Origin of the sequence: Isoptericola sp. NPDC019482, from assembly GCF_040632295.1 — a bacterium.
In the GTDB taxonomy this organism is placed as follows: Bacteria; Actinomycetota; Actinomycetes; order Actinomycetales; family Cellulomonadaceae; genus Isoptericola.
The window spans coordinates 100,392-112,492 of the sequence record NZ_JBEYBQ010000012.1 but is presented as its reverse complement, the minus strand read 5'-3'; the positions used below and the strand labels follow the sequence as shown (position 1 = coordinate 112,492).

Genomic DNA, 12,101 nt, shown 5'->3' with positions numbered 1-12,101 from the left:
GCGGCGCGCCGCGCTGCCCGGATGGCTGCACTTCTACAATCACCACAGGCTCCACAGCGCGATCGGCAACCAGCCGCCGGTCAGTCGGCTGACCACCCTCCCTGGACATCACAACTAGACCCTCGCGTCAGCACCCTCCGCCGCGCCCCGCAGGTCGGCCAGGACGGCGGCCTCCTCGGCCGCGGTCAGCCCGGTGACGTGGGCGTCGGGCGTCGCGCGCAGCCAGGCCAGCGTGTCCCGCGCGACGTCCTCGACGGGCCGCGACGCCAGGCCGGCCCGCGCGGCGGGACCGGAGTCGTGCGCCGGCATCCCCGCGTACTCGGGGCGCGGCAGCCACAGCGGCAGCGACCGCTCCCCCGACCACGGCCGGACGTCGGCCGCCTCGAGGGCGGCGTCGTCCGCCCACACCCAGCGCGGCTCGGCGCCGACACCGCGCGCCACCGCGGCGAGGAGCTCGCCGACCGGGACGACCGGGCCGACGCCGTCGAAGATCCCTTCCGTCCGCCGCTCGGCCAGGTCCACGAGCCAGGCCGCGAGGTCGCGCACGTCGATCACCTGCATCGGGTCCGCCGGGTCGCCGGGGGCCAGGACGTCGCCGCCGCCGTCGTCGAGCGCTCGGCCCAACCGAGCCGGCCAGTACGCGAACCTCCCGCTCGGATCGCCCGGACCCACGATCAGCCCCGGGCGCACGACCGCCGACGTCGCCGCCCCGGCGCCCACGAGCTCCTCGCACGCCAGCTTCATCGCGCCGTAGGCCTCCGGGTCCTCCGCCCCGTCGACGTCGTCGGGCTGCGGCGCGCGCAGCCGTCCGACGCCGGGTCCGCCCGGGTCGGCATCGTCCGCGTAGACGTTGATCGTCGACACGAACACCCAGTGCGCGTCGGGCAGCGCCGCCACCGCGCGCCGCACGTGCGACGGCGTGCGCGACACGTCCACGACGGCGTCGAAGCCTTCGGCCACCAGGGCCTCGGGAAACGGCTCGGCGCGGTCGAGCGGCACGTGCCGCACACCGCCCGGCACCGGCCCCGACCGGCCGCGGTTCGCGGCCACCACCTCGTGCCCGCGCACCGCGGCGTCCGCCGCGACCGCCCTCGACAGGAACACCGACCCACCCAGCACCAGCAGCCTCATGGCCCCACCCTGGCGCACCTCGACGCCGCCCGCCCCCGCCTTCTGCCCGCGGCAGAACGCCCCGGCACGCCGACGCGCTAACGTCCGGTGCCATGACCGACGAGCTGCCCGAGGGGCTGCCCCGAACCGTGCCCGTCCGCGCGGCGTTCGACGTGCTCGTGCGCTTCTCCCCCGCGACTCTCGTGCACCACGCCGTGCGCTCCACCCTGCTGGCGGCCGACCTCGGGCGCCGGCTGGCCCTCCCTGTCGACGACGAGGTGCTCGCCGTCGCCGGCCTCCTGCACGACACCGGCCTCACCGCGGGCTTCGACGCGCACACCGAGCCTTTCGAGGTCGCGGGCGGGAACGTGGCGTGGGCGGTCGCCGCGGGCGCCGGCTGGCCCACGGAGCGCCGGGACCGCACCGCGCGGACGGTCGTCGACCACATGCTCGACGACGACGACGTCCCGGCGGTCGAGCGCCCGGAGGGCTACCTGCTCGCCCGGTCCACCGGCGCCGACGTCAGCGGCCGCGGGCTCGAGCACTGGCCCACGACGCTCCGCGCCGACCTCGAGTCCCGATGGCCGCGGCTCGACTTCCGCGAGACCTTCAGCGCCTGCCTCCGGGACCAGGCCGCTCGCAAGCCCGCGTCCGTCGCGGCCGCCTACGTCGCCGCGGGCGGCGCCGACCGGGTGCGCTGAGCGGGTGCGCTGAGCGCCGCCGCTGCCGGCGCCCGCCCGCTGCCCTCCCCGGTGACCTCGGGGTTGTCCACAGATCTCGACCAAGGGGTAGTACAGGTGTTCGAACGTCGGTAGGTTGGGGGCATGACGACGACGCTCCCTGACCCCGCGACGGGCACCGACGCCGGCACGCCCGGTGGTGTGAGCACGGGTCTGCGCGCGGAGGCGGACCGGCTCGCGGCGCTGCCACGGTCGTGGACCCCGTCGATCGACGAGCTGCTCGAGGAAGAAGCACGACACCAGGTTCGGACCGGGGAGCACGCGACCGACAAGAGCGACGCCGACGAGCGCGAAGACAGCCGGCAAACCCATGCCGTGGCGCATCGCCCGACGCTGGCGGACCTGGACCAGGTGCTGGACCAGCTCGCCGACAACGACACCCAGATCGCGACACTGCACGCCCGACGGGCAGTCCTCCTCGCCCAGGCAACCGGGCTGGCCGAAGCGCTGGAATCCGACCTGCTCGACCCCGAGGACCCCACCGCTCGGCGTTCCCCTTCGTCCCGCCGCCTCGAGCTCGCCCGGCGCGCAGTGACCGCCGAGATCGCCACCACCCTCCGGATCGGCGAGCACGCCACCGGCACCCTCACCGACCACGCCGTGACGTTGACCAGCAAAGCCCCCGCCACCCTGACCGCCCTGCACCAGGGCCGACTGTCCTGGGCCCACGCCACCGCGATCACCACCCACCTGGCCGACCTCAACCCCCAGGAAGCCGCCACCGTCGAACGGTCCGTCCTCGCCGCCGTGATCAGCCCCGACGACGGTCCTGATGCCACCACCAGCACGGTCACCTGCACGCCCGCGCAGGTCGCCCGCCGCGCACGCCGAGCCCGCGACACCGCCCACCCCGTCCCCGCCGACGTCCGGCACACCGAGGCCACGGCCCAGCGCGCGGTCTGGCTCGACGACGGCCGCGACGGCATGACCTGGCTGGTCGCCCACCTGCCCGCACCCCTCGCCCACGCCGCCTACGACCGCCTCACCCGCACCGCCCGACACCTCGTCGCGGACGACGGCAAGGGAAACGCAGGACACGGACGCACCCTCGCCCAAGCCCGCGCCGACACCCTCACCGCCCTCCTCCTGGACGACGGCACCCTCGACAGCGCGGCAGCGCCACCCAGCCCCGGAGCCGACACGAGCACCGGACCCACGCCCCACGGAACCACCCAGGACGGCGACACCGGACACGTCCCACGAGACACCGCGGACGACCACCGACCGGCGCCTGCACCGGATCAGGCAGCGGATCAGGCGACGCTCGCGATCCTCGCCCGCTCCATCCGCCCCCAGGTCACGGTCACCGTCCCCGTCCTGACACTCCTCGGCATCACCGACGCACCGGCGACGATGAACGGCCACGTCCCCATCGACCCCGACACCGCCCGACACCTCACCGCCCTCGCGCCGTCGCTGCGGCGGATCCTCACCCACCCCGAGAACGGCACCGTCCTGTCCGTCGGCCGCGACTCGTACACCGTTCCCGCCGACCTCAAAGCCCTCGTCCGCGCACGCGACACCACCTGCCGCTTCCCGGGCTGCACCCACCCCGCCACCCACACCGACCTCGACCACACCACCGCCTGGGCGAGCGGAGGCACCACCAGCGCCACCAACCTCGCCACACTCTGCCGCCGACACCACGTGACGAAACACCAGACCAGCTGGCAGCTCAGGCAGGTGAATGCGGCCGGCGGCACCCGTCCGCACCATCAACCGCACGACTGGGGCGGCACCCTCGAATGGACCTCCCCCACCGGCCGCCGCCACCTCACGCATCCGGAACCCGTCGACACCACCCGACACCGGACGATCCCCCACACCCCCGAGATCCCCGACCCCGGCCCGCCGTTCTGACCGGGCGGGACGTGCTCACCAGCGCTGCGCGACGTCCTCGGCCCAGCCGTCGAGACATTCGACGTCGAGGCGTGCGCCGTCGTCGGTCATGACCCAACCCGACCACGCGCCGAAGCACTGGTGGGTGGACGAGGCGAGGACGCCGAGCTGCGTCCGGCTCACCCGGTCGTGCGCGGGCACGAACGTGAGGTCCAGCCGCTCGCCACGCACCCGCCACCACCGGGTGTACGCGCCGCGGTCGAACGTCCAGTCGAGCTCGTCGTGGACCTTGTGCAGCCGGCCGTCCACGAAGACGCCGTTCTCCGTCGTCGGACCCTGGCGCGTCCACGTCCCGCCGAGCTGCACCGCCACCTCGTGCCGCGTGCCGCTACCCGTGACGCCGCTGCCGACGCCCACGCCCCACTGCCAGGCGGCACGGTAGGGCCACCGCCCCCGACCGTGGTCGAGCACGGCCCACGAGCCCACGGGCACCGGCACGTCGACGCCGTCGACCCGAAGGGTGCCGGCCACCGGCAGCCCGACGTCCTTCACCGTGTACTGGAACCGCCGCCGCGACCACGGCACCACCACCGCGAGCAGGTCGCGTCCGGCGGGCCGCGCGACCGTCACGTCCAGCTCCACCCGCGCCGTCCGCGCCCGCAGGCGCGTGCCCCCGGGGCGCTCGTCGACCGCGACCGCCACCGAGCGCGTGCGCGACCGGACCGGGCCGCCACCGAGGCGCCCGGGCAGCGTCGCCGACCCGGTCAGCGGCGCGATCGCGACGGCGTCGACCTCCTCGCCGGACGCCCGGTCCCACACCCACACCTGGTGCAGCGCGGCGTAGTCCAGCGCGGACGTGGTGAGCGCGACCACGTGGTCCGGCGTCACGACCGCCCAGTACTCCCACCGCTTGTTCCGGCCGAGCCCGCGCACGCCCCGGCCGATGCCGGACGTGTCGTGCAGCGGCGCCCTCGACCAGCCGACCGCGTCGGGGTTCAGGCGCCCGTCGGGGAGGCACAGGGCCACGTCGGCGGTGATCTCGCGCTCGATGTCGTGCTCGGTGTCGTCCTCGGTCTCGTGCTCTGTCACAGCGCGAGGCTAGCGGCGGCTGCTAGCGTCCCGCCGTGCCCGACTCCCCCGCCTCCGCCGTCACCTTCCGCCTCGCGACCCGCGACGACCTGCCGAGGATCTTCGAGCTCATCGTCGACGACGCCATCGCGGCCGCGCGCACCGGGGAGTTCGGCCCGGCGCACGTCGCGGGCTTCGAGGCGATCGAGGCCAGCCCGGACAACGAGCTCGTCGTCGCCGAGCTGGACGGCGCGGTGGTCGGCTGCATGCAGCTGACGTTCGTGCCCGGCATCTCCCGGTACGGGGCCACGCGCCTCCTCGTCGAGGCGGTGCGCATCGACGCCGCGCTCCGCGGGCAGGGCCTCGGACGGGCCATGATGGAGCACGCGCACGCCCGCGGCCGCGAGCGCGGTTGCATCCTCGCCCAGCTCACGTCGGACAAGCAGCGCCCGGACGCGCACCGCTTCTACCGGTCGCTCGGCTACGCGCAGTCGCACGAGGGGTTCAAGCTGCCCCTGTGACCCCGGCGTCCTCCGGGGCGGCAGGACGACGCGCGTCGCGGATGCCGACCATGCTCACCAACCCGCCCAGCACGAGCAGGCCCGCGGTGACGAGCAGCGCCCGGTGGAACGACGCGACGTCGAGCACCCCGCCGAGGATCACGCCCGCGAACGCGACCGTCAGCAGCCCGGCCACGCGCGAGACGGCGTTGTTCACCGCCGACGCGATGCCGGCGTCCGCTGCGGGCGCCGCCCCGAGGATCGCGGCCGTCAGCGGCGCCACCGTGATCGACAGGCCCAGGCCGAACACCAGCAGCCCGGGCAGCACCTGCGTCACGTAGTGCGCGCTCGCGTCCATCGTGAGCAGCAGCAGGTACCCGCCGCCGGCGACGACGGGCCCGACCGTCATGAACCAGCGCGCCCCGTAGCGGGCGGCGAGGGCGCCGAACCGGGTCGACAGCGCGAGCATCGCGAGGGTCGAGGGCAGCTGCGCCACCCCGGCGGCGGTGGCCGAGTAGCCCGCCACCTGCTGCAGGAACAGGCCGAGCACGAACCCGCCGAGCGAGAGCGCCCCGTAGACGGCGAACGTCGCGACGTTGCCCCACGCGAAGTTGCGCGCGGCGAACAGCCGGGGCGGCATCATCGGGTCGCGCGCCCGCCGCTCGTACCAGACGAACGCGACCAGCAGCACCGCCCCGACGGCGACGGCGGCCCAGGTCCGTTCGATGAGCCCGTACACGCCCGCCGCGAGGCCGGTCGCGGCCAGCACCGCACCCGGCACGTCGAGCCGGCGCCCGGTGGTCTGGTGCACCTCGGGCACGGGCCGCAGCAGGACCAGCGTGACGACGACGACCGGCAGGTTGATCCAGAACACCCAGCGCCAGGACAGCAGGTCGACCAAGCCGCCGCCGACGAACGGGCCCACGATCATCGCCGTCCCGGTCCAGGCCGTCCAGCGACCGATGGCGCGACCCTGCGCCTCGCCGTCGAACGTCGAGATGATCAGTGCCAGGGAGCTCGGCACGAGCAGCGCCCCGGCCACGCCCTGCAGCAGGCGGGCGCCCACGAGCACCGGTCCGGTCGGAGCGAGCGCGCACAGCACCGACGCGACGGCGAAGCCCAGGAGCCCGGCGACGAGCACCCGGCGCCGCCCGTACAGGTCCGACAACGAGCCCGCGAGCAGGATGAGCGCGCCGAGCGTGACGAGGTAGCCGTCCACCACCCACTGCTGCAGGCTGAGCCGCGCCTCCCCGGTGCCGCCGAGCTCGTCGCCGATCGCGGGCAGCGCCACGTTGACGACCGTCCCGTCGAGGAACGACACGAACGACGCCAGGATCGCGACCACCAGGACGCGGCTGCGCAGGCGGGCCGCGGCCTCGTCGGGCGCGGGCGGGGTGCTCACCGGATCACGGTACGGCGCAATGTCGGTGACGCGCCGGTCGTGGGGCGCTAGCGTCGCCGACGTGAGCCTCGCCGCCAGCATCGAGATCCGCCGCAGCACCTTCGCCGACGTCCCCGCCGCCCGTCGCCTCGGCGCCGAGGCGTTCGGCGTCTCCACCCGGCCGTCCCCGGACCCCGACCCGGGGTCGTGGCCGTCGCCCAACGTCCGGCCGTGGGTCGCGACCGACCACGACGAGGTCGTCGCCGGGCTGGGCGTGCGGTCGTTCACGTCGTGGTTCCACGGCGCCCGGCTCCCCACCGCGGGCTTCGCGGGCGTCACCGTCGCCGCCGAGCACCGGGGCTCCGGGCTCCTCCGCCCGCTGATGGCGGCCGCGCTCGCCGAGGCCCGCGACCTGGGCGACGTCGTCTCCACGCTGTACCCGTCGTCGGCGGGCATCTACCGCGGCGTCGGCTACGAGGTGGTGGGCGCGTTCGAGGACGTGCGGATCCCGGTGGCGGCGCTCGCGGCCGTACCGCGACCCGCCGGGGGTGTGCGCGCCCGGCGTGCCACCGCCGCCGACGTCCCCGCCGTCCGGCGGGTGTACGAGCAGTGGGCGTCCGCGCAGAACGGGCCGCTCTCGCGCGGCGAGGCGCCGTTCATCATGGAGGCGGACGAGATGGTCGGCCCCGACGCCGACTACACCGGCGTCAGCCTCGCCGTGAGCGGCGCGGGGGCGGACGAGGAGGTGCTCGGCTTCGCGAGCTGGTCGCGCGGCCCCGGCTACGACCGCACCAACACGATCGAGGTCGACGACCTCGTCGCGCTGACCCCCGACGCCGCCCGAGCGCTGTGGCGGGTGCTCGCCTCGTTCGCGTCGGTCGCGGGGTGGGTGCAGGTCTGCACGTCGGGCGGCTGGTCGGGGGTCGACGTCTCCCGCCTGGTGCTGCCCGACCACGCCGCCACCTCGGTGCCGCGCCCGTACATGCTGCGCCTGCTCGACGTGCCCGGCGCGCTCGGCTCGTCCCGGGTCGCCCCGGTGACGGCCCGCGTCCGGTTCGCCGTCGTCGACCCGCGCACCCCGGACCTCGAGGGCGCGTGGACGCTCGAGGCCTCCGTCGGCGCTGTGCGCGTCTCGCCCGACGACGCTGCGACCCCGGGTGACCGCCTGACGTTCACGTCCGCCGGGCTGGCGCTCACGTGGGCCGGCGCGCAGTCGACGGCGAACGCCCGCCTCGCGGGCGCCGTCAGCGGTCCCGCCGAGCACGACGCCGTCTGGGACTCCCTGTGGGGCGGCCGCCAGGTGCACGTGCGCGACTACTTCTGAGGCGCTCTGCCGTGCCCGGCCGCGCTCCCGCCTCCCTGTCCCGCACGCTGGCCCGCGCGCTCGCGCCCCGGTTCGCGCTGCTCCTGCTCGCGGTCGTGGCGGCGCGCGTGGGACGGCTGGCCGAGCACCGGCTGCCCGCATCGATCGGCGAGTCGGTCGACGACGCCCTCGGGGACGTGCTGGCGGCGGCTCTCGTCGCGGTCCTCGTCCTGGTCGTCGCCCCACGGACGCGGGCTCTCACGGCCGGGCTGGTCGCGTTCGGGCTCTGCGCGACGGTCGAGCTGCTGCGGCTGACCCCGCTGCCCGGGTCGCTCGCCGAGCGGTGGCCCGCCCTCGCCCCGGTGCTCGACCCCGCCTTCTCCGCGGCAGGCCTGCTCTGGTCCGCGGTGGGCGCCGCCGTCGGCGTGGCAGCGGGCGTCGCCGTCGTGCGCGCCGTCTCGCGCTCCACCTCGCGGGGTCGGCGCGCCGGGGGTAGCCACCATACCTAGAGGTAGGTATGGTGGCGGCATGAGCACGTCGACCGATGCGCGCGACCGCCTCGTCGCCGCCGCGCAGGAGATGTTCGCCGCCCAGGGCGTGGGCGCCACCAGCCCCCGCCAGGTCTTGGCGGCCAGCGGGGTGGGGCAGGGCAGCCTGTACCACCACTTCCCCACCAAGCACGACCTCGCCGCGGCCGCCGTCGGCGCCACCGTCGAGAGCGCGCTCGCCGCCGCACGCCGCGACCTGGAGGGCGCGACGCCGGCCCTCGACCGCGTCGTCGCCTATGTCGAGCGCCCCCGCGACGCCCTCGCCGGCTGCAAGGTCGGCCGCCTCACCAGCGACCAGGCCGTGATGGACGACGACGGCCTGCGCGACGTCGTCACCGCCTACTTCGTCCGCCTGCTCGACGTCGTCGCCACGACCCTGCGCGAGGCCGGCCTGCCCGACGACGCCGCCCGCGACCGCGCGCACGCCGCCGTCGCGATCGTGCAGGGCGGCTACGTGCTCGCCCGCGCCACCGGCGACCCCGACGCGATGCGGGCCGCCGTGCGCGGCTTCGTCTCGATCCTCACCCCCGAGAACCCGAAGGAGACCGCGTGACCTTCCGCGAGCGCCTGCGCGCCCTGCCGACCTTCCCGCCCGGGCTGCCGCCGTTCGGCGTCGACCTGGACGACCTCGCCACCGCCCCGGCCACGCCGCAGGAGCTCTTCGCGCAGTGGTTCGACGACGCGCTCGCCGCGGGCGTCGGCGCCCCGCACGCGGCGACCCTGTCGACGGCGGACGCCGCGGGCCACGTCCACGCGCGCACCCTCGTGATCAAGGACGTCACCGCTGGCGGCTGGTGGTTCGCCGGGCACGCGACCAGCCCCAAGGGCCGCGACCTGGCCGAGAACGCGCACGCGGCGCTCACGGTGTTCTGGCGCGACCTCGGCCGGCAGGTCCGCGTCACCGGTCGCGCCTCCTCGGCGGGCCCCGAGGCGGGTGCGGCGGACTTCCGTGCCCGCCCGGACGGCTCGCGCGCCGCCGGGCTCGTCGGCCACCAGAGCGAGCCGCTGGGCTCGCCGCAGCAGTACCGGGACGCCTTCGCCGGCCGTCTCGACGAGGCCCGCGAGCACCCCGACGCCGTCGCCCCCGCCTGGACCGCCTGGGTGCTGGCCCCCGCCACCGTCGAGTTCTGGGCGGCGAGCGACGACAAGGGCCAGTCCCGCTTGCGCTACCGCACCGACCCGAGCACGACCGAGAACGACCCCACCTGGACCAAGGAGCTCTTGTGGCCGTGACGACGCCTGACACCACCCTCCCCCACGCGCTGGCCGACGCGGACGCCGCGCTCGCCGCCCTGATCGACGTCGTACGAGCCCTGCCCGACGACGCCGTCTCCGACCCGTCCCCCCTGGACGGGTGGAGCCGCGGGCACGTGCTGTCGCACGTCGCCAACGTGGGCGCCGCGCTCGCCCGCCAGGCGGAGTACGCCGCCCGCGGGGAGAAGGTCGCCCCGTACGACGGCGGGCAGGCGGGCCGCGACGCCGCCATCCAGGCGGGCGCGGGCCGGACGCCGGCCGAGCACGCGAGGGCGCTCGACGCCTCGCGCTCCCGCCTCGCCGCGGCCTGGCCCGCGCCGGGCGACGCCCTCTGGTCGGCCCCGGTGGCCTACCGCGACGGCGTGCTGACCGACACCCTGCTCGCCTGGTGGCGCGAGGCGCGCATCCACGCCGTCGACGCGACGGCCGGCCTCGGCGACCGCGCCCTCGGGTACGGCACGTGGGACGACGCGTTCTGCGCGCACCTGCGCGAGTTCCTCGCGGTGCGGCTCCCGGCGGACGACGGCGTGATCGAGCTCGTCGGCGACCCGCGCGACGTCGCCGCATGGCTCGCCGGGCGCACGCCCTCGGGGCCCGTCTCGGCGCTCCGGGACGGCGAGCCCGCGCCGTTGCCCGAGCTCGGCCCGTGGCCGTCGTCGGCGGCGCCGAGGCCGTGACCTGCGGCGGCGCCCAGCAGTCGGTGTGACCCACGTCACTGCAGGTCAGAGGCCCGTGTGAGGTTGCTCTCATTCTTTGTGACAGTTTTCACGCGCGGCGTATGGTGAGCCGGTGACTTCGAGTGCTACGACTGCTGGGGCCCCCACAGGGGCCGACGTCGACGTCGTCCTCATCGGCGGCGGAATCATGAGCGCCACGCTCGGCACGCTGCTCCAGCAGCTCGAGCCGTCGTGGTCCATCCGGATCTACGAGCGCCTGGACGACGTGGCGCAGGAGTCCTCGAACCCGTGGAACAACGCGGGCACCGGGCACGCCGCGCTCTGCGAGCTCAACTACACGCCCGAGCGCAAGGACGGCTCGATCGACATCACCAAGGCGGTGGCGATCAACGAGCAGTTCGAGATCTCGCGGGAGCTCTGGCAGCACCTGCTCGCGACCGGCCGCCTCAAGGACGACTCGTTCCTCAGCAACACCCCGCACATGACGTTCGTGCGTGGCGAGAAGAACGTGGACTACCTGCGCCGCCGGTACGAGACGCTGCGCGTGCACCCCCTCTTCCGCGACCTCGAGTACAGCACCGACCGCGCGACCGTCGGCCGCTGGGCGCCGCTGCTGACCACCGAGCGCGACGCCGGCGAGCCGATCGCCGCCACCCGCGCGACGTCGGGCACCGACGTCGACTTCGGCAACCTCACGCGCCAGCTCGTGGACGGGCTCGTCGCGAACGGCGCCGAGCTCAAGCTGCAGCACGAGGTGAAGAGCCTCAAGCGCACGAAGGACGGCCGCTGGCGCCTGCGCGTCAAGGACCGCTCCTGGAACGCGCGGAACCGCACCAGCACCGTGACCGCGAAGTTCGTCTTCGTCGGCGCGGGCGGCGGCGCGCTCCCCCTGCTCCAGTCGGCGGGCATCCCGGAGATCAAGGGCTTCGGCGGCTTCCCCATCTCGGGCGAGTTCCTGCGCACCGACAACCCGGAGCTCGTCGCCCAGCACCAGGCCAAGGTGTACGGCAAGGCCGACGTCGGCGCCCCGCCGATGTCCGTGCCGCACCTCGACACCCGCGTGGTCGACGGCAAGACGTACCTCATGTTCGGCCCCTACGCCGGCTTCAGCCCCAAGTACCTCAAGAAGGGCAAGTACCTGGGCCTGATCACGTCGCTGCGCGCCAACAACGTCACGTCGATGCTCGGCGCCGGCCTCAAGAACCTCGACCTCACGCAGTACCTCGTCGGCCAGCTGATGGCCGCGCCCGAGACCAAGTTCCAGGCGCTGCAGCAGTTCATGCCGACCGCCCACCCCAAGGACTGGGAGAAGCTGACGGCCGGCCAGCGCGTGCAGGTCATCAAGCGCGACGCCGACGGCAAGGGCGTGCTGCAGTTCGGCACCGAGATCGTCACGGGCGCCGAGGGCTCGATCGCCGGCCTGCTGGGCGCCTCGCCGGGCGCCTCGACCGCGGCCTCCGCGATGGTCGACCTGCTCGAGAAGTGCTTCCCGTTCCGGTTCACCAAGTGGCGCCCCGAGCTCGCCTCGGTCATGCCCAGCCTGGACGGCGTGCCCGCCGACGCCAGCACCATCGACGCGACACCGGTCCCCGACTCGCCGTCGTACCTGCACGCCGACGGCGTCCTGGACGCGGCGGTCTACGAGTCGCAGGCGGACTCCCGCTTCTGAGCCCGACCCTCC

At 75.1% G+C, this 12,101-nt stretch carries 11 protein-coding genes and 2 pseudogenes; 10 read left to right on the top strand and 3 right to left on the bottom strand.

Features of this window, described 5'->3' with window-relative positions; genetic code table 11:
- A pseudogene (locus ABZ493_RS10730) lies at positions 1–118 on the top strand (IS481 family transposase); the annotation flags it as partial.
- Here the strand turns inward: ABZ493_RS10730 and ABZ493_RS10725 are convergent.
- Positions 115–1,131, bottom strand: coding sequence for an epimerase (locus tag ABZ493_RS10725; RefSeq protein WP_430582152.1), 1,017 nt, complete (start codon positions 1,129–1,131; stop codon positions 115–117). The pseudogene ABZ493_RS10730 and the gene ABZ493_RS10725 overlap by 4 nt on opposite strands.
- Before the next feature lie 92 nt (positions 1,132–1,223).
- On the opposite strand from ABZ493_RS10725, the gene ABZ493_RS10720 reads away from it, so the two are divergent.
- Both ABZ493_RS10720 and ABZ493_RS10715 read left to right on the top strand, forming a co-directional pair.
- Positions 1,224–1,811, top strand: a complete 588-nt coding sequence (locus ABZ493_RS10720) for an HD domain-containing protein (RefSeq protein ID WP_430582151.1) — start codon at positions 1,224–1,226, stop codon at positions 1,809–1,811.
- Between the two features lie 123 nt (positions 1,812–1,934).
- Positions 1,935–3,710, top strand: coding sequence for a DUF222 domain-containing protein (locus tag ABZ493_RS10715; RefSeq protein WP_430582150.1), 1,776 nt, complete (start codon positions 1,935–1,937; stop codon positions 3,708–3,710).
- A gap of 15 nt (positions 3,711–3,725) precedes the next feature.
- On the opposite strand, the gene ABZ493_RS10710 is transcribed toward ABZ493_RS10715, so the two are convergent.
- Complete coding sequence (locus ABZ493_RS10710) at positions 3,726–4,778, bottom strand: DUF2804 domain-containing protein (RefSeq protein WP_430582149.1); 1,053 nt, start codon at positions 4,776–4,778, stop codon at positions 3,726–3,728.
- Positions 4,779–4,813: 35 nt separating this feature from the next.
- Here ABZ493_RS10710 and ABZ493_RS10705 point away from each other — a divergent pair, with 35 nt between their 5' ends.
- Complete coding sequence (locus ABZ493_RS10705) at positions 4,814–5,278, top strand: GNAT family N-acetyltransferase (RefSeq protein WP_430582148.1); 465 nt, start codon at positions 4,814–4,816, stop codon at positions 5,276–5,278.
- Here ABZ493_RS10705 and ABZ493_RS10700 read toward each other — a convergent pair.
- Complete coding sequence (locus ABZ493_RS10700; protein WP_430582147.1) at positions 5,262–6,659, bottom strand: MFS transporter; 1,398 nt, start codon at positions 6,657–6,659, stop codon at positions 5,262–5,264. The two genes, ABZ493_RS10705 and ABZ493_RS10700, sit on opposite strands and share 17 nt — an antisense overlap.
- 61 nt (positions 6,660–6,720) lie before the next feature.
- On the opposite strand from ABZ493_RS10700, the gene ABZ493_RS10695 reads away from it, so the two are divergent.
- From ABZ493_RS10695 to mqo, 6 genes and pseudogenes are all read left to right on the top strand, one after another.
- The gene (locus tag ABZ493_RS10695) at positions 6,721–7,962 is read left to right on the top strand and encodes a GNAT family N-acetyltransferase (protein WP_430582146.1); all 1,242 of its coding nucleotides are present in this window, start codon (positions 6,721–6,723) and stop codon (positions 7,960–7,962) included.
- 11 nt (positions 7,963–7,973) lie between these two features.
- Entirely contained in the window at positions 7,974–8,450 is a 477-nt protein-coding gene (locus ABZ493_RS10690; RefSeq protein WP_430582145.1) for a DUF2809 domain-containing protein, read from the top strand.
- A 19-nt stretch (positions 8,451–8,469) separates the two neighbouring features.
- Positions 8,470–9,042, top strand: coding sequence for a TetR/AcrR family transcriptional regulator (locus ABZ493_RS10685; RefSeq protein WP_430582144.1), 573 nt, complete (start codon positions 8,470–8,472; stop codon positions 9,040–9,042).
- Positions 9,039–9,722, top strand: a complete 684-nt coding sequence (locus tag ABZ493_RS10680) for a pyridoxamine 5'-phosphate oxidase family protein (RefSeq protein WP_430582143.1) — start codon at positions 9,039–9,041, stop codon at positions 9,720–9,722. The genes ABZ493_RS10685 and ABZ493_RS10680 overlap by 4 nt, the downstream gene beginning before the upstream one ends.
- Positions 9,719–10,420: a maleylpyruvate isomerase family mycothiol-dependent enzyme gene (locus ABZ493_RS10675; protein ID WP_430582142.1), complete on the top strand. Its 702-nt coding sequence runs from the start codon at positions 9,719–9,721 to the stop codon at positions 10,418–10,420. The genes ABZ493_RS10680 and ABZ493_RS10675 overlap by 4 nt, the downstream gene beginning before the upstream one ends.
- A gap of 109 nt (positions 10,421–10,529) precedes the next feature.
- A pseudogene (mqo, locus tag ABZ493_RS10670) lies at positions 10,530–12,089 on the top strand (malate dehydrogenase (quinone)); the annotation flags it as partial.
- Positions 12,090–12,101 lie beyond the last annotated feature (12 nt).